General features: G+C 67.0%; 12 protein-coding genes. 10 read left to right on the forward strand and 2 right to left on the reverse strand.

The genetic code is table 11. The features are described 5' to 3' along the window. Positions 1-694 precede the first annotated feature (694 nt). The 5 genes from PUR53_RS35650 (at position 695) to PUR53_RS35670 (ending at position 5,939) form a co-directional block, all read left to right on the forward strand. Positions 695-1,438: an NUDIX hydrolase gene (locus PUR53_RS35650; RefSeq protein ID WP_329910980.1), complete on the forward strand. Its 744-nt coding sequence runs from the start codon at positions 695-697 to the stop codon at positions 1,436-1,438. After that, complete coding sequence (locus PUR53_RS35655; protein ID WP_329900496.1) at positions 1,439-2,602, forward strand: 5'-methylthioadenosine/S-adenosylhomocysteine nucleosidase family protein; 1,164 nt, start codon at positions 1,439-1,441, stop codon at positions 2,600-2,602. It begins immediately after the preceding gene. Further along, positions 2,599-4,578 carry a hypothetical protein gene (locus tag PUR53_RS35660; protein ID WP_329900497.1) on the forward strand — a complete coding sequence of 660 codons (1,980 nt, stop codon included), beginning with the start codon at positions 2,599-2,601 and terminating at the stop codon, positions 4,576-4,578. The genes PUR53_RS35655 and PUR53_RS35660 overlap by 4 nt, the downstream gene beginning before the upstream one ends. A gap of 91 nt (positions 4,579-4,669) precedes the next feature. Next, a complete protein-coding gene (locus PUR53_RS35665; protein WP_329900498.1) occupies positions 4,670-5,203 on the forward strand; it encodes a hypothetical protein in 534 nt (177 codons plus the stop codon). A 370-nt stretch (positions 5,204-5,573) separates the two neighbouring features. Further along, entirely contained in the window at positions 5,574-5,939 is a 366-nt protein-coding gene (locus PUR53_RS35670) for a hypothetical protein (RefSeq protein ID WP_329910982.1), read from the forward strand. Positions 5,940-6,145: 206 nt separating this feature from the next. Here the strand turns inward: PUR53_RS35670 and PUR53_RS35675 are convergent, their stop codons facing one another. Then, complete coding sequence (locus PUR53_RS35675; RefSeq protein ID WP_329910996.1) at positions 6,146-8,383, reverse strand: M4 family metallopeptidase; 2,238 nt, start codon at positions 8,381-8,383, stop codon at positions 6,146-6,148. Positions 8,384-9,557: 1,174 nt separating this feature from the next. Between PUR53_RS35675 and PUR53_RS35680 the strand changes: the two genes are divergently transcribed. Continuing rightward, complete coding sequence (locus tag PUR53_RS35680) at positions 9,558-10,241, forward strand: hypothetical protein (protein ID WP_329910984.1); 684 nt, start codon at positions 9,558-9,560, stop codon at positions 10,239-10,241. A 129-nt stretch (positions 10,242-10,370) separates the two neighbouring features. Here the strand turns inward: PUR53_RS35680 and PUR53_RS35685 are convergent, their stop codons facing one another. After that, positions 10,371-12,932 carry a GH32 C-terminal domain-containing protein gene (locus tag PUR53_RS35685; RefSeq protein WP_329910985.1) on the reverse strand — a complete coding sequence of 854 codons (2,562 nt, stop codon included), beginning with the start codon at positions 12,930-12,932 and terminating at the stop codon, positions 10,371-10,373. Positions 12,933-13,472: 540 nt separating this feature from the next. On the opposite strand from PUR53_RS35685, the gene PUR53_RS35690 reads away from it, so the two are divergent. From PUR53_RS35690 to PUR53_RS35705, 4 genes are all read left to right on the forward strand, one after another. Next, positions 13,473-14,480 (forward strand): LacI family DNA-binding transcriptional regulator, encoded by a 1,008-nt coding sequence (locus PUR53_RS35690; protein ID WP_329910986.1) that lies wholly within the window; start codon positions 13,473-13,475, stop codon positions 14,478-14,480. A 419-nt stretch (positions 14,481-14,899) separates the two neighbouring features. After that, entirely contained in the window at positions 14,900-16,198 is a 1,299-nt protein-coding gene (locus PUR53_RS35695; RefSeq protein WP_329900504.1) for an extracellular solute-binding protein, read from the forward strand. Between the two features lie 32 nt (positions 16,199-16,230). Continuing rightward, on the forward strand, positions 16,231-17,217 hold the full coding sequence (locus tag PUR53_RS35700; protein ID WP_443080403.1) for a carbohydrate ABC transporter permease: 987 nt from the start codon (positions 16,231-16,233) through the stop codon (positions 17,215-17,217). Between the two features lie 13 nt (positions 17,218-17,230). Next, entirely contained in the window at positions 17,231-18,118 is an 888-nt protein-coding gene (locus tag PUR53_RS35705; RefSeq protein ID WP_329900506.1) for a carbohydrate ABC transporter permease, read from the forward strand. The last annotated feature ends 17 nt before the right edge of the window (positions 18,119-18,135 follow it).

Raw genomic sequence — 18,135 nt, forward strand, 5'->3', positions numbered from 1 at the left:
AGGGTCGATGTAGCGGCTGGCCAGGTCGGCGAGACTTTCGGGACACCCCCAGGAGACTCCCGCGCCGCCGTGATGACGGCGCGGGGGACCACTCTTACGGCGTCGCCGAGGCGCCTGGGCCGTCCGATGCCGGGCCCCACTTGTCGCTGGCGCGCGGCTGCAGCTTCTGGATCTGGGACTCGTCCGGTGTGCTGCGTACGATGCGCCAGGGAGCGGACGGGGTGAGGTCTGGCAGTGCCTCTTCCTTCGGGACGGGTGGCACTTCACCTCGCCCGGCGAACTGTCCTCTCGTGCGATCCCCAGCTCCGCACTCCACCACCACTGGGCCGTCTCAACCGCCCGAGCCGTCCCCGCCGACTACCGCGTCCGCTACGTCCAACTTGGCATCCCGGACATGCACGGTCGCCTCCCCTGCCTGGCAGCGGAGGAGGACATCGACTTCTTCTGCCTCACCGACGTGGACATGTTGCGTCCGACTGTCAGTCCAGGCTGCCCTCGACGCCTTCCTGGAGTGCAAGTACCCGTTCCCTAGCTGCATCGAGGCAAGACCGAACCAGCAGCCCGCGATCTGTCCACGCCTGGCTACGGGGTGGGCGACCAGTTGCTCGCTCGAAGCGCCTTCGCCAGACAGCGCCAGCGGCCTTCGCGTCACCCTTATTGTCAAGTCGACAGGAACTGAAGTACCGTGAAAGACATGCAAGCTGACGTATGGTCACCTACGCCTGTGCTGCTAACCGTCGATCTTGTGATCCTGACGTTGCGTGAGGGGCGTCTCTGCGTTCTTCTCGTGGAGCGGGGCGAAGATCCTTTTCGGGGCATGCAGGCTCTGCCCGGTGGATTCCTCAATCACGCCGGTGAGGAGATCGTGGATGCCGCCCACCGGGAGTTGCGTGAGGAAACCGCTCTGGATTCCGGTTGGGTACATCTCGAACAGCTGGCCACCTATGGGGACTCGGGCCGTGATCCACGGGGGCGAGTCGTTTCCGTGGCCCACTTGGCGATCGCGCCGGGACTCCCCGAACCGGTCGCGGGAACGGACGCCATGGGCGCCGCATGGGTTCCCGCGGATGCCGTTCTGTCCGGCGAGGTGGAACTGGCCTTCGATCACCGCCGGATTGTGATGGACGGAATCGAAAGCGCGCGTACCAAGCTTGAATTCTCGGCACTGGCCACGGCATTCTGCGGAGAACTCTTCACCATTGCCGAATTGCAGAAGGTGTACGAGGCGGTTTGGGGAACCGAACTCGACACCCGTAATTTTTATCGGAAAGTCCAGGCTGTAAAGGGATTCATCATCCCCGCTGGCTCGGGACGCAGGACCACGGGAGGACGGCCCGCTCGGCTGTACCGGGCAGGACCGAAGAAGGTGTTGTCCCCACCGCTGATCCGACCTGGGGCGTCCGGGTCGGAAGAGGGCACGGGAGAGGAAGGGGAATAGATGTCCAATGACCTGGTGGTGATTCTCACCGCCCTCAATCTCGAGTACGAGGCCGTGCGACAGAAACTGGCCGGTCCACAACTTCACCGTCATGAGCGTGGGACGCGGTTCGAGGTGGGAACCGTGCAGGGCACTTCATGTCGTGTCGCGCTCGGTCTGGCGAACAAGGGGAATCATTCCGCCGCGGTGATCGCTGAGCGCGCGATTCAGGAGTTCTCGCCGGTGGCCGTGTTGTTCGTCGGCGTCGCAGGTGCCTTGTGGGACTCCGCCAGGCTGGGCGACGTGGTGATGGCGACACATGTGTACGCCTACCACGGCGGGACCAGCGAGGACGACGGACTCAAGGCCCGTCCCCGGGTGTGGGAGACGGCGCACGGCATCAGCCAACTCGCCTCGCATCTGGCTCGCGTGAACGACTGGGCCGACGACACACCCGGTCATGGGCACGCGCCGCAAGTGCACTTCGGCGCGATCGCCGCCGGCGAGGTCGTGCAGAACTCGACGATCTCGGCCGAGGCGCGGTGGATCCGGCAGCACTACAACGACGCGCTCGCGATCGAGATGGAGGCCGCCGGTGTGGCGCAGGCCGGCCATCTCAACGGGGCACCGGTGGCCATCATCCGGGGAATCAGCGACCGGGCGGACGGTACGAAGGGCAGCGTGGAGGACCGTAATTGGCAGCCACGGGCGGCGGAGAGCGCGGCGGCATTCGCCACACGGCTGGCCGTGGAACTGGTGGGAGAACAGGAGCAGATCGCGATGTCCCAGGCAGACAGGGCCCGTACGACCGACGGACTCAAGGAGCACGTCAGCAATACCGCGCACAACAGCACCGTCGGCATCATGGCCGGCTCGGTCACCGGGAGCAGCGTCCGTGTGAACGCGGACCCGAAGGTGATCGGTCCGGCGGACCTGGTCGCGGAACTGGACGGATTCCGTGAGCATTTGAAGCGTCACCACGCCGAGGGCGCTCCCGACGACGACACCTACCGAGAGGCACTGGCCGAACTGGGCTTTGCCCGCCGGGCGGCAAGGGAGAACACACCCGACTCGTCCAAGAGGGCGACCATGGCCCTCAAGAGGTTACGCGGCCTGATCGCAGAGTTTCCCGAACTGGTGGCCAGGCTGGCACCGTTGGTGGTCGCGGCAGGTGACTTGTCATGATCGACGGCAGCGGTGTCATGCGCAATTCGGCCAACGACTCCACCGTCGGAATCCAGGCCCAGGTCGTACACAACTCCACCGTCAACATACATTCGGATGCACCGCCTCAGGAAAAGTACAGATACGGTGTGCGGTTCCTCGAAGAAGGCGTCCCCAGCCGTGCTCGCGACCTGATCAGTGACGCGATTGCCCATGGATACGACAACGCGGAGGCCCGTTTCCACTGGGTGCTCGCCATGCTCAGTGGACGCGCCTATCACGACCTCAGCACCGAACAACTCCATCGGCTGCACCATGCCTCCGGGCTCGTACGGAACTACGCCGACGGAGAGTGGAAAGACGCTCTGCGTATCGCTTTCGAACTGCTGGCGATGCTCAGCACGGCGGACGGCGAGAAAAGACGCATACTGGAGCGATTGCGGGCCCTGTCACCTCGCCGACGTGACGCGATCCTTCGCCACTTCGACCTCGTACTCACCGGAGGGCTGAAGGACGCCCTGTGGGCCGAGAACGGTGAGCAGGCCGAGGCAGATCGCTTCGCCAACGACCGGATCAAACGGGCCTGGACCTATTTCGAACCCGACCCGATCGGGGCACGGGCCATGCCGCCCGGTCCGAGCACCGCCGCTGCCGCCCGAGCAGCCCTCCCGGTCCGAGCCGGACTGTTCGCCGTCAGTAGCGGATTCCTCTGGATCCTGGCGCTGATCGCGGATCCGGGTGCGGCATTCATCGAATTACTGGTGGCGCTCGGCTCGGGCCTGGCCGCGGCTCACTTCGGCAGCCGATGGTGGTACCAGGAACATCAACTGAAAGCCAAGACACCTCAGCCAATTATCCCGCACACGGGTGATCCCGCCTCTCACGGGGACGGATTCACCAATCGCGTCCGCCATTCCTTCGATCATTACTTCAGTGTCCGGGCGCCCCATGGGTTTGCCTCGCAGGAATGGCTCGGTCGTACCGTCCACATCCGTAACGACCTCGTCGCCGAGATCGCGCTTCTCTACCGCGAGAGCCGAATCAGCGTGGACCGGGTCAACTGGCTTATCCGCTATCTCGCCGAGGACGCCCGAGACCGCCACGACAGAGGAACTCTGTTCGATCAACGCCGCCAGAACCAGACGGCGGCGGTGGCGCAGGGGCTGTGCGTGATTGCCCTCGTCGTTCTCGGCACTTCGACTCTGGCCATGCTCGGAACCGTGGCTTCAGATGCCGACGGGTCGCGGTTGTCGCTGGCCATCCTGGCCGTGGTCGGTGCGGTCTTGTCTGGCCGCGCAACTGCGTTCTCGTGGTTGGAGGCCCGAGGTGAAGAGCGCAGAACGGCCGAGGAAACCCAGCGATATGAAGAGCAGTTGACCGCGAGGCAAGTCGCATACCAGAACTGGAAGTCGTTCCTGGATGCCACGCGACCCAGTGAGCTGGAAATGGAGAACTGGCTCACCTGCGACAAGACAGTGCTCGTCGACGAAGCACTCCGCCACCACCAGCTCACCTGGCGCGATCTGATCACCCACGCCATCCTGATGACACCTGCACGTCCCTACAAGCGAGGGCGTGTGAAGGGCGGCCCTTGGCGATACTCGCGCTACAACTTCCGTCTTTTCATGGTCACTCAGGACGGCGTTCGTGAGATCAGCACGGAATTCGATTTCACCGACACAAAGCGCGAGAAGGAGCAGCGCAGCAACTACCGGTTCGACGCATTTTCCTCCGTGCAGATCACGGAACGCGCCGATGTCGGCTACGATCTGGAGCTCATCCTCACCAACGGGCCGGCCAGAAACATTCGTGTCAAGGACGCCGACACTCATCAACTGGCGCCGGACGAAAACGCCCGGGACATTGCCGAGATCAACCTCGCTTCGGCTGGTTTCACCCACACCTTCCGCCTCTTGGAAGGAATTGCGGCGGACGGAAAGCGTTGGCTTGCACGAAACAACCCCAACAACCTGCCGCCCTTCCGAGCCGCCGACTGAGTTCTTCGAGCAGGGCAGGCAGGGGCCGGAGCGCCGGAGCCCTGCCCGCCCACTTCATCAGGCCAGTCGATATCCGAGCTAAGGAATGGCGATGGCCGTCCCAGAAGACGTCACCGAGAGCAGACTGCTGCTGGCCGAGTACGACCGCATCAAGGAGGAGCAGAAAACCCGGATAGGATTCCGTGACAACCTGCTCTACTTCACGCTCGCCGCGTCCACCGCGGTCCTGGCGATCACCGCCCAGAGCAGGCAGGCTCAACTGCTGCTCGCCATCCCCGTGATCTGCCTGGTCCTGGGCTGGACCTACCTGGTCAACGACGAGAAGATCTCGGCGGTCGGCCGCTACATCCGTGATCAGCTGGGACCGCGGCTGGCCGAGATCAGCGGCGCTCACGGCGCAGTGTTCGGCTGGGAGATCTACCACCGGGACGATGCAAGCCGCACCACGCGTAAGCGAATACAGACCGCGGTGGATCTGTTCACGTACTTGGCCTTGCCGATGATCTGCCTGACCGCGTTCTGGTGCTCTCCCGCCGTCCAGCCTTTACTCGTGATCGTCTCCCTCGCACAGACACTTGCCCTGGCCGTACTGGGTTGGCAGTTCCTTCGCTATGCGGAGCGGTAGTGCGGCTCTGTCGTCCCGCCTCACGTTCAATTCGCCGTCCCGACCGGTACGGCCGAGTACGGTAACCGCCTCCGCGGCGCTGAGCTGCCCGCGGTGTGGCTCGGAACCGTGCACCGGCTGCCGGCACCAGGTAGTACAAGGTCCGGATACGGGCGGCTTGGGGCAGTTGGGGGCGAGTGTGCTGGGTGTCCGTCGGCAGAATCACCGCCGTGGTCGGCTTCCCGACCGAGAGACGTGCGCGGCGTCATGCGTGGTGCACCCGGCAGGATTCGAACCTGCGACACCCGCTTGAGGAGTGGGATCGAATCCTTGCCGGGTGGTGACTGGCTCACGTGTGGGTCCTGCCCTCGGAACGGCGTACGCCCTCACCGTGGACGCCGGGACCAAGGACCTGCGCGCGGCCGATCACCTGCTCCAGGCGCTGGCCGTCGAAGTCGCCCTCCCCGAGGACGCGTTCGGCTGCACGCACCCGGTGTGCGGAGACCGTCCGAGGGTCGGCCTCTCGTTCACCCTGCCGTCCGAGCCGTTCCTGCGCACCGCCCGGGAGCGGCTCACGGCCCGGCGGTACGAGGTGACACCCGGCGTCCCCGACGCGGCGGGCCGCGCGGTCGTCCATCCGGGGGAGTCCTCCCTCACCGGCACCCTGACCGTCGCCCACCTCCTCGACCGCTCCACGACCGACCGGGGACGGTACTGGGCGCGCCCGCCCGACCGACCCCGGACGCCATCCTGGTGACGTTGAGTCACGTTTCCGCCCGAACTGGCAGGACGACGGCGCGCTCGTCCTCACCACCATGCCCGCCGTGGGCGGGACACCCGTCCCCTTCGAGGTCCCCGACCCGACTCCGTGCCGCGGGGACCACTGAAGGCGAGATGACGTTCCGCCTCGCCCGGTGCGCCGGGCGAGGCGGAACGAACAGGAGCCGCTGCGGAGGAACGGATTCAGAACGTCAGCTTCCAGCTGTCGATCGTGCCGACGTCAATCGCGTACACGTCCTGGACGCGGAGCTTCCACGTGCCGTCGGCCGGTTCCGCGGACGCGTCCACGGTGTACGTCGTGTGGATGTCGTTCCCCGAGTCGCTGCTGGAGTCCTTCATCCGGTACGCCGTGCCGTCGGGCGCCACCAGGTCGATCACCAGGTCACCGCGGTAGGTGTGGACGATGTCCACCGTGACCTCCAGGTCGCTCGGCGCGTTGCCGGTGCGGCCGGTCACGATGAGCGGGGACTCCACCGGATCACCCGCGTCCGGGATGTCCACGTCGGCGGGATTGACGAAGAAGTCGCCGCCGGACGGGATGACGGTCCAGGAGAACGCCCTGGAACTCGTGTCCGCCTGGCCGTCGACGCCGACCGTGACCGTGGGGGTGAAGTCGCCCGTTGTGGTCGGCGTGCCGGAGACGACCCCGGTGGCGGCGTCTATGGACAGCCCGTCGGGCAGCCCCGTGGCCGAGTAGGTCAGGTCTCCGGGCCGGCTGGTGGCGGCGGAGATCCGCAGCGAGGTCGGCTGACCGACGGCGGCCTCCTGGTCGCGTGGAGCCGTCAACGCGATGTGGTTGACGAAGCGCGAGCCCACGTTCACGGCCGCCCACGCGTTGCCCACGGTCTCGTACGCCTCGCTGGACCGGCCGAACAGGTCGGCGGCGGCCTGGAGGGTCGCCTCCCGGGCGTCCGCGTAGTTCGTGCTGGACGTCATGTACGTGGTCAGCGCCCGATACCAGACGTTGGTGGCGTTGTGCAGCCCGATGCCGGGGACGGGGAGACTGTCGTAGGTCGGGCTGTCGTAGGCCACGCCGTTGACGGTCCTGCTGCCGCTGCCCTCGGCGAGGAGGTAGAAGAAGTGGTTCGCCACGCCGGAGGAGAAGTGGACGTCGACGCTGGCGGTGGCGGGCGACCAGTAGTCCTGGGACAACCCGTCCTTGGACGGCTGGTCCATGTAGCGCAGCGGTGTGCCGTCGCCGTTGATGTCGATCAGCTCGCCGACTTCGTAATCGGGAGTGTCTCCGGGGCTGTTGGCGAAGAACTCCACGGCCGCCGCCATGATGTCGCTGGTGGCCTCGTTCAGCCCGCCGGACTCGCCGGCGTAGATGAGGTTCGCGGTGGTCTCGGTGACACCGTGGGACATCTCGTGGGCGGCGACGTCGAGGGAGGTCAGCGGGTTGGCGTTGCCCGCTCCGTCACCGTAGGTCATGCAGAAGCAACCCTGGTGACCCCACAGCGCGTTGACGAAGTTGTTGCCGAAGTGGACGCGGGAGTACGCCTGTCGGCCGTCGTTGGCTATGCCATTGCGGCCGAACCGGTCGTGGTAGAAGTCCCAGGTCTTCTGGGCTCCGTACGCGGCGTCCACGGCCGCGGTCTGGGCGTTGCCCGGCGTTCCATCGCCCCATGCGTCGTCGGCGTCGGTGAAGAGCCTGCCGGTGCCCACCGTGCCGCCTGCCAGGTCGTACGTCTTGTGATTGCGCTGCGTGTCGTACAGCTCGAATCCCTCGGCACCGCGGGTGGTGGCGACGTCGACCTTGCCGTTGAACTGGCCGTGGCCGGTTCCGGCCTGGACGCCCTCGAACTCGCGCAGGGTTTTGCCGCTCCGGGCGTCAGTGACGACGTGCAACTCGCTGGGCGTGCCGTCCTTCTGGACGCCGGTGACGACGGACTCCCAGGCGAGAGTGGGCGCTGAGTCGGCGGCCCACACGACGAGCCGGGGTGCTCCGTCGGCCTCGGTCTTCCGTGTGCCCTCGGCGTCGGCAGCCTTCAGGGCGGACTTCTCGGCTGCCGACGCCGGGACGTCGGCCCTGGTGGTGGGCACGGTGATCGGGGCGTCGGTCGCCTTGGTGACGGTCCGGCCGCCGGTGCGCTCATGGACCACCAAGTCGCCGCCGAGGACGGGGAGTCCGGCGAAGGTGCGGTCGTAGCGGGTGTGCACGGTGCCGTCGGCGTCCTTGATGACGTCCTTGGGTACCAGTTTCTCCTTGGCGCCCAGGTCCAGGGCGTCGGCGGTGTCGTCACCGGCGTCCGTCGCGGACTTCAGCAGTTTGCCGCGCTGGGCTGGGGTGAGCGGGACGGGCGTCGCGCCCGCCCTGGGCTTGGCGGTGATCTTCGCGGGACTCGCCGAGCCGGGGTCCGGATCGGCGTTCGCGCCGGAGGCGGGGAGTCCCGCGATGAACAGTGCGGCGGTGACGACCATCGCGCCCGTTGCGGCGCGATGGCGTAAAGAGGGGAACGTGGGTCTGTGAGGACGTCTGTCGCTCGTCACGCATGCTCCTTTGAGCGCCTTGTGATGTGCCTGTGAAGGGGCTGTGCGGGTGTGACGATGCTGGCAGTGAAACGTATCAATTGTCAGTAGTTGATCAGACCATTGTCCGGAAATCGGGCCCCGTGCATGCCACGCCCCATCCGGCTGCGGGTGATCACGTGCGCCTTTACACGACGGGAACAATCGCGGCACACCGGTATCTTCAGCCACCGGTCCTGGTCGTCTCGCGCAGGGTCGTGGTGTTCGCGAGGAGACCGGCGATGGCGAACTCGTCCTGACCACCCCGATGTTCACCCGGTGGCCTTCCTGGCGTGAGCCGGGACGGTCGGAGCACGACGAGCCGACGTCACCGCTCCCAGCGCCGGTACTCGTCGGCCGGGGGCCAGCCATTCGCCGCGAGGGCACCGTGGATGTGCACGCCTTCAACACCCGCCGCGCACGGGCCGCCCAGGGCCACCGGGGGAGCGACGTCGGCCGCGCAAGGGCTGGTCCCTCACCAAGAAGAAGGCCGAGGAGAAGGCCCAGGGGAGCCCAGGGGATCTGGGACAAGGCCCAGGACGGCGTGGACGTCCTCTCGGACGAGACCGTCGAGCACTTCCTGATCCGTTGGTTCGGCAAGAGGGCCGACCTCAAACGGTCCACGGCGTCGCCGAGCACCGGCTCTAGCGATGTTCCACCTCATGGTCTTTCGCGGCACGCGTCGTGGCGAGTCCTGCGGCCTGCCCTGGCACGAGACCGACATGACGGCTGCGACCGTCCACATCGGCGAGCAACTCGTCGCGGCCTCCCACGACGTCTGGGAGGACACCCCGATGAGCCTCCGTAGTCCTCACGTGTTCACGGGGTTTCCCGGCCTCATGTGTGCTGAATCCGTTCCAGATGACCATGCAATACCTGCGGGCAGGTAGCGCCGGAGGCCGTGACGGTAGTCGTCGTCGAGCTTCCGGTGTGTGCGGAGTGGGGTGCGGGCGGCGCTTCGTCAGGTGGTTGCCTGAGTTCTCTCGGCCCGGGGCGGTGTGGTCACGTTTTCTGCGCTCAAGTTCCACACCATGCGTCTTGTAGGGGATGATCCGGCCTTCGACAGCACCACCTTGTGGGGGGAACCATGAGTCAGAACGTCACGCCGCCGCCCATGCCGGGATACGGGCCACCCGTTCCGCCGACCCCGCCGAAGAACCGCACGGCCGTCATCGCCTCCGTGGCTGCGGTAGCCGCCGCGGCCATCGCTGCCGCCGTGACCGCCGGCCTCACCGGCGGCAGCGAAGACGAAGCCGGACCGGCACCGACCGTCACTGTCACGGTCACCGAAGAAGCGGTACCCGAAGCCGACACCGCGGAAGCGGAAGAGGCAGCGCCATCGGACGTCGGGGCGGACTTCAAAGTCGGCGACCGGGCCAGCAATGAGGGGGTCGTCGTGAAGATCTCCAAGGTGGTGGAGAGCGACACCATCACACTTGCCGGAGCGCGGAAGAAAGCGGGTGCCGAGGCCAAATACGTCACTTTGAAGACCGTCGTCACCAACGAGACGAAAGCCAGCATGGACCTCACCTGCTCGCTGCCCATCGTCAACGCCCTGATCGACGACCAGGAGCGCCGCTTCGACACCATCGAGAACCTGTACGAGATCGCAGGCAACCCAGAGTGCAACGCGCAACTGCAGCCCGGGTTCAAGGATGAGATGGAGTTCGTCTACCGCGTGCCCAAGGACGCGGAGCCCGTCACGTGGGAGTTTTATCCGTTCGATTTGGAGGCGGCCGAGCCGACGCCTGCGCTTATCGACCTCACGTGAACACTCGCCCCGCATGAACTTGTCTCACATGAACTCGCCACCTGCTGCCCTACCTGGCCGGTTTCCCGGCCAGGTAGGGCGCGTGCGGACGGTCTGCCCGGCGGCCAGCTGCGGTGAGCTGCGGGTTCGTCACTTCCAGATGGACCCCAGCTGCCACGCCCGCAGCTGGTCGAGGGTGGCGGTGCCGCCCTCGGCGAAGACCTCGACGCCGGTGCTGGACGGGTCGGGGAGGATCTGGTCGGTGATCACGGCTTCGCCGTTGCCGCCGAAGACCTCGACGGACGACGCGTCGACGAGGACGCGCAACTTCACCTTGCCCTTCTTGGGCTTGAGGGGTGCGGTCTCGATGCCGGTGGAGAAGAGGTTGTGGAAGTCCACGGCGCCGGAGCGGGAGCGGTCGACATACAGCTCCTGTGTCGTGGCGTCGTACCCGATCACGGTCTCCTCACCACCCGCGCCGGTGCGGACCTTGAGGCCGAACCGCTTGGCGTCCTTGAGGGAGAAGGTGGCCTCGATGTCGAGTGTCTTGCTCTTGGCCGTGCGGCTGAGCAGGGGCTTGGAGGTGTTCTTGACGGTGACGCCGGAGGCCGTGGCCGGGCGCTTGTTCCGCAGGGACTCCAGGTTGCCCACCGGCTTGCTGGTCAGTCGGGTCCGGCCGTCGATCGTGCGCAGGGCCATTTCCCGGGGGATGCTCTGTGCGCCGCGCCAGGGGGTGGTGGGGACGGAGCCGGCGTAGTCCCAGTTGTCCATCCAGCCGATCATGTAGCGCTTGCCGCCCGGGGCGTTCTCCCAGGACACGGCCGCGTAGTAGTCCTTGCCGTAGTCGGTCCAGTCGGCCCGTTGCAGGACGGACTTGGCCGGTTTGTCGGCGGTGGTGAACTGGTCGGCCATGACGTGGCCCCAGCCGCCGGTGTTCATGTCGACGACCTGGATGCGTGCGCTCTTGCCGGCGTAGGGGCGCAGGTCGAAGGACGCCCAGTCCAGGGTCTCGCTGTCGGTGCCGGTGGCGGTGCGGACGACCTTGCCGTCGATGATCAGGTTGACGGAGGTCTCCGTGGAGACGCGTGGGGCGGTGGTGTCGGAGAGCACGATGTGGTCGACGTTGAGGTGGCCCCAGCCGCCGGTGTTGTCGTCGACGATTCTGATCCGCGCCTTCTTGCCCGCGAGGTCGCCGACGTCCCAGGAGGCCCAGTTGAGCGCTTCGGCGTCCTTTCCGGTGGCGCTGCGGACGACCTGGCCGTCCACGAGGAGCTCGATCGCGGTGGCGTGGTCGGAGCCGGCCGGGTGGTTGCCGCCGCCGATGAGGAAGTTGATGTGCTTCTTGTCGAGGGTGAACTCGGGCGAGGTGAGGGTGCCGGTGGTGGCGTCCCCGTTCAGGAAGGTGTTGACCAGCCCGTCTCCCAGGAAGCCGGAGACCTGGCCCTGGTCGGGGAGGGTGCCGGCGGCCGGTGCGGTGCCGAAGGCGTCCCCGGTCGCAGTCCAGTCGCCGTACGTGCCGCCCTCGAAGTCGGCCAGGACCGTGCCCTCGGGCGGCGACGCGCCCAGAACGGTTCCGGCTTCGTGCGGATGCCGCCCGCCACCGATCTTGAAGTTCAGGTAGGGGCTGGCGACGATGAAGGAGGGGGAGGTGAGGGTGCCGGTGGCGCCGTCACCGCCGTGGAAGCTGTTGGCGAGGCCCTTGCCCTCGAAGCCACTGACAGCCCCCTGCCAGTCGACGGACCCGGCGGCCGATCCCTGTTCGAAGGCGGTTCCGGTCGTCGTCCAGTCACCGAAGCCCGCACCCTCGAAGCCCTGCAGCACGGTGCCGTTGGGCGGCGTGTAGGTGCCCTTGTCCTCGGCGGTGAACTTCTTGCCGTCGAAGTCGCCGATGAAGTACTGCGAGCCCGAACCACCCGCGATGCCCCCGGGGTTGAGGTTCACGACCAGGACCCACTTGATGTTCTTCTTGTCTCCGTCGACCGCGAGGGGGAACAGGTCGGGGCACTCCCACACGCCGCCGGTCGCGCCGGTGGGCCCGAACTCGCTGAGCAGGTTCCAGTCCTTGAGGTTCTTCGACGAGTAGAACTGCACCTTGTGCTCTTCGGACAGCGAGACCGTCATGAGCCAGCTCTGGGTGGGCGCGTACCACTGGACCTTCGGGTCGCGGAAGTTGCGGGAGCCGATGTCGATGACGGGGTTGCCCTGGTACTTGGTCCAGGTGCGGCCGCGGTCGGTGCTGTAGGCGAGGGACTGGGCCTGCTTGCCGCCGTCCTTGTAGGCGCTGGTGTAGATGGCGACCATGGGCGGGTTCTGCTTCGTACCGAAGCCGGTGGTGTTGTTCACGTCGACGACCGCGCTGCCGGAGAACACCATCTCCTCGTCGTCGTGCGACAGAGCGAGCGGCAACTCCTCCCAGTGCACGAGGTCCTTGCTCACCGCGTGCCCCCAGGACATGTCGCCCCAGGAGTTGCCGTTCGGGTTGTATTGGTAGAAGAGGTGGTACTCGCCCTTGTAGTAGACCAATCCGTTGGGGTCGTTCATCCAGTTCTTCTCCGGGGTGAAGTGGAACTGGGGTCTGTAGGTCTCGGTGTACGGCGGCGGGTCGGCGGCGACGGCCTGGGGCGCGAGCGGGGCGGCCGACAGGGCGCAGACGGTCGCCACCGCCGCCGTCAACCGCATGCCGGCAGGCCGGAATACGCGTGCAGAGCTCATGGTGACTCCTTGTCCCGCGGACCGTCCGCGCAGCGGTGACTGCGGCCCTGGCGCGGGCGGATCGAAATGTGACATTCCAGCGACGGCGACGTCCACGCAGCCGACTGGGTGTCATCGTTGACTTATGTCATCGATGACAGCGAGTGCCCGATTATGAAGCGCAATCCGGCCAGTGCGTCAACGGTTCTGACGTGATTGCTCCGATTCGGGCCCGCGCTTCCGGGGTGCCGCCGGCGCTCGCGAACTAGGCCCAAGCGGCGAGGAGGGGAGCGTCTCAGGCCGTAAACGTGCAGGTCAGAGTCCATCGCGTCGGGTGCCGGTTCATCGCCTTCCGCGGCATCGGTGAGGCCGAGGCCGGCCGGCGAAGCGATTTGTTTCCGATGTGTTGACCCGTCGGGGCTCTCGGTGCTTCACTTCCGGAACCGGTACCGAAACCGGTTCCGGAACCGCTTCCGGTACCGGTTCCGAGGGTCGCTGTACGATCGGCCCTTCGGTGCGGGAGGACGTCTTCCGCCTCTACCGGGAGAGAAGGGAGGTGACATGGGAGTCACTATCGCCGACGTGGCCACGCGGGCCGGAGTGAGCAAGACGACGGTCTCGCGGGTGCTGAACGGCAAGGGCGAGATCAACGAGAACACCGTCTTGAGGGTCCGCCAGGCGATTTCGGACCTGGGCTATGTGCCGAGCGCCGGGGCCGTGGGGCTCGCCCGCGGCACGACGCAGATGATCGGCATGCTGGTCCCTGACATGGCCTGGGCCTGGGCCGGCATCGTGCAGGCGGTCGTCGAGACGCTGGAGACCGAGGGCTTCGGTCTGCGCATGCTGACCTGGAACCGCGGTGAGGAGTCACTGCGCAGACTGGGTCTACAGGTCGCCGCCAAGTCGTTCGACGGTCTGCTGGTGATAGAGCCCGAGGGAGCCCTGGGGTACATCACGGAACTGCACGAAGCAGGGCTGCCGATGGTGCTGATAGACGACCGCTTTCACCGGCCTGGCTTCCCTTACGTGGCCACCACCAACAGGGAGGGCGGTGAACAGGCGGCACGCCATCTGCTGGACATCGGCCGTCGTCGCCCTCTGGTGGTGACGGGCCCTGAGGGGTTCGGCTGTACCGAGGAACGGCTGGGCGGCTTCGTCGACGTCTACGCGCAGGCCGGGATCGAGCTCGACCGGCGCAGCATCGTCTGCGGCGACTTCCTGTTCGACACCAGCCGGGCCGTGGTCGCGAAAGCGATCGAGGACGGGGTGGAGTTCGACGCGGTCTTCGGGCACAACGACCCCTCGGCGGCGGGTGTGCTCGCGGCCCTGAACGAGGCCGGCCTGCGTGTTCCGCGGGACGTGGCCGTGGTGGGGTTCGACGACGTCGAGATCGCGTCGTACACCTATCCGGCGCTGACCACCATCCGCCAGCCGATGCGGGAGATGGGGGAGGCGGCGGCCCGTCTGCTGCTGGACCACGTACGCAGATCCCCGGAAGCCGCCACCTCGCGCATCATTCCCACCAGCCTCGTGGTGCGTGGCTCGACCTTAGGGCCGAGCGCGAACTGACGCGCCTCACCGCGATGCGCCCCGGACGTCGGCGCTTCGTGGCCGGGCGGTGTGTCGCCCCCGCGTGACACACCGCCCCTGTCTTCCAGACACCTCGGCGGACCTTCTCCGCCTCGCCCTCCTCACAACTCCCGGCGGCTGCGCCTGCGTTCACGCCGCACCGCCCCTCCGCACCCTCCTTCTCGCGCGTTCCTGATCCGGGACACCGATCGATGGGCCGGGCACACCTCGCCCGGCCGCCATCCCACTCCGCGTCGGACTCTCCAGTCGCGATCCGCGTCGTGCGTCCGACCGTGAATGCCTCTCTCGCACCCGGCCCCCACTTACGGGCCGACCGGCCGAGCACCCGTGCCCTCCCGCTCTCCGCCGCTCGCCGGCCCACTCGCTTCCGTATCGCTCACTGGCAAGGAGCCGCACCCATGCGTATATCGACCCGTCACGCTGTCAGAACCGCCCAGGTCCTGTCCGTCACCGTCACGGCAGCCCTGGTGGCCACCGGCTGTGGCCGGAGCGAGGACTCCGGCCCCGGCAACGACGCACCCGCGAAGCTCGGCGCCGGCAAGGCCAAGGGCACGGTGGTCATGTGGTCCCTGGGCGACCCCGACGACAACCTGAAGAACCTGGCCAAGAAGTTCGAGCAGGAGAACCCGGACGCCACCGTCAAGATCACCGCGGTCCCGTGGAGCGCCGCCCACGACAAGCTGACCACCGCGGTCGCCGGCGGCAACACCCCGGACCTCTCCATGGTCGGCAGCACCTGGATGCCCGAGATGGCCGCCATGAACGCCTTCCAGGCCACACCGTCATCGATCAAGTCGTCCGACTTCTACCCAGGCCAGTGGGACACCACCAAGTACAAGGACACCTCCTACGGCGTCCCGTTCAGCGCCGACACCACGGTCGTCTACTACCGGACCGACATCATCGAGAAGGCCGGCATCAAGGGCGCCCCGGCCGCCGACCGGGAGGGATACCTCAAGGACCTCAAGGCCATCCAGGCCACCGCCGGTAAGAAGAACCCCAAGCTGCGCCACGCCACCGGACTGGTGATGGGCTTCAACTCCTGGATCTTCTGGCTGCCGATGGTCTGGCAGCAGGGCGGTGACATCTACGACGCCGAGACCGGGAAGTTCACCTTCGAGACGCCCGAGGTCGCCAAGGCTCTGGAGTACTGGGCGAGCGTCCCGAAGCAGGGACTGGCACCGACCGACAGGTCCGACAACGTCCAGGGATTCAGGGACGGGCTGCTCGCCACCTACCAGGAGGCCGCGTGGGCCGGTGGCAGCTTCCACAAGGACGCCCCCGAGCTGGACGGCAAGTGGAAGACCATGCCGGTGCCGTACACCAAGCAGCCCGCCGGGTTCGCCGGCGGCACCGACCTCGCGGTGTTCAAGGACGCCAAGAACCCCGATGCGGCATGGAAGTTCGCCCAGTTCCTGACCGAGCCCGCCAACCTCGCGGCCTATGCGAAGGTCACCGGCAGCCTGCCCCCCGCGCCCCGGGCGTGGACGGAGGGGAAGCTGACCGAGGACGAGAACATGAAGGCGTTCGAGGAGCAGCTCAAGGTCAGCAGGCCGCAGCCCGCCATCACGACCTGGCAGCAGATCGCCGACGCCATCGACGGCGAACTGGAGAAGCTGGCCCTCGGCAAGGCCTCCGTCGCCGAGGTGCAGAAGGCGCTGCAGTCCAAGGCCACCAGCATCGGCACGGGCCGCTGAGCGCCGCAGGTGAGGACCCCTCGTACGGACGGATGACATCCATGTCCACGAAAACGCTCCCTGAGCGGGGCGACACCCACAAGCAGAGCACGGCAGGACCGGAACGGGGTGCCGGTCGCAGGCACTCCGGGCTCCGGAGCTCGGCGCGCGGCAGGCAGGCCCGGGCCGCCTGGATCCTCGCCGCGCCGTTCCTCGCGCTGTTCGCGGTCTTCATGCTGGTGCCGGTGGTCTGGTCGCTGCTGATGAGCCTGACCGACACCAAGAGCGCCGATCTGCGCACCCCGCTGAACGTGTCGTTCACCGGACTCGACACCTACGCCCGGCTCTTCCAGGACGACCAGTTCTTCACGGCCCTGCGCAATACGGGCGTGTTCGTCCTGGTGGCCCTGCCGCTGACGCTGGCCGCAGGGCTCGCCGCGGCCGTCGCGCTCGACCGGGGCATCCGCCGCTTCCGGGCCGTCTTCCGGGTCGGTTTCTACCTGCCGGTGATCACCAGCATCGTGGCCGTCGCCGTGGTGTGGAAGACGCTCCTGGAACCGCGCGCGGGTCTGGTGAACCTCGTGCTGGGCTGGTTCGGGATCGGCGGGCCGGCCTGGCTGGCGGACACCCGGTTCGCCCTGCCCGTCATGATCGTGATGGCCGTGTGGCGCAACCTCGGCACGGTCATGATCATCATGCTGGCGGGTCTGCAGTCCGTGCCGCAGTCGTTGATGGAGGCGGCCGAACTCGACGGAGCCGGGCCCTGGCAGCGGTTCTGGCGGGTCACCTTCCCGCTCCTGCGGCCCGCGCTGCTGCTGACCGCCGTCACCACTGGCATCGGCTATCTGCAGTTCTTCGACGAGCCGTTCGTGATGACGGGCGGCGGGCCGCTGGACTCCACCTTGTCGGCCACGTTGTACGCCTACAACCAGTTCGGCAACGGCAACTACGACATGGCGTCGGCGGCCAGCTACGTCATCTTCGTCCTCATCGTCGCTCTGACCGTGCTGCAGTTCCGCGTGCTGCGATCCGTGGATTAAGGACTGATGCCCCATGAGCACCCTCGCCACCGTGCCGACGGCAACCCCGGACACGGAGCGTACCCTGCGTCGCCGCCGCGTCCGACAGACCTGGGGCCAGCCCTGGCTGTACCTGCCGCTCGCCGGCGCCCTCCTGCTGATGATCGCGCCGTTCCTGTGGATGCTGTCCGGCTCCTTCAAGCCCGAGGCCGACATCCGCCGGGTACCGCCGGTCCTGGTCCCGACGGCGCCCACGACCGCCAACTACGGTGAACTGTTCAGCACGCTCGACTTCACGAGCATGTTCGCCAACTCCGTGATCGTCGCCCTCGCCGTCACCGCGGGCAACCTGATCTTCTGCTCGATGCTCGGATACGCCCTGGCCAAGCTGGAGTTCCGCGGACAGCGCGCCGTGTTCCTGCTGGTCATGGGGACGCTCATGATCCCCGGCCTGGTCACCTTCGTGCCGCTGTACGTGCTGGTGTCCAACATGCAGCTGACCGGGTCCCTGGTCGGGCTGGTCCTGCCGTTCCTCGCCGGCCCCTTCGGGGTGTTCCTGATGCGGCAGTTCATCTCCACCCTGCCCGACGAACTCATCGACGCCGCGCGGGTGGACGGCTGCCGCGAACTGGCCATCTTCGCGAAGATCATCCTGCCGCTGACCAAGCCGGCCCTCGCCACCCTCGGGATCATCACCTTCCTCGGCTCCTGGAACAACTTCCTGTGGCCCCTGGTAGTGGCCCAGAACGAGAGCCAGTACACCCTTCCCGTCGGCCTCGCCCTGGCCAGCAGCGGACAGTCCTTCACCCGCTTCGGCATCCTGCTCGCCGGCGCCGTGGTCGTCCTGCTGCCGGTGATGCTCGTCTTCCTTCTCTTCCAGCGCCAGTTCGTGGCCGGCATCGCCACCACCGGCCTGAAGTGACCTCCCGGCGCCCCGCC

This window comes from Streptomyces sp. SP18BB07, from assembly GCF_036322545.1.
GTDB lineage: Bacteria > Actinomycetota > Actinomycetes > Streptomycetales > Streptomycetaceae > Streptomyces > Streptomyces deccanensis.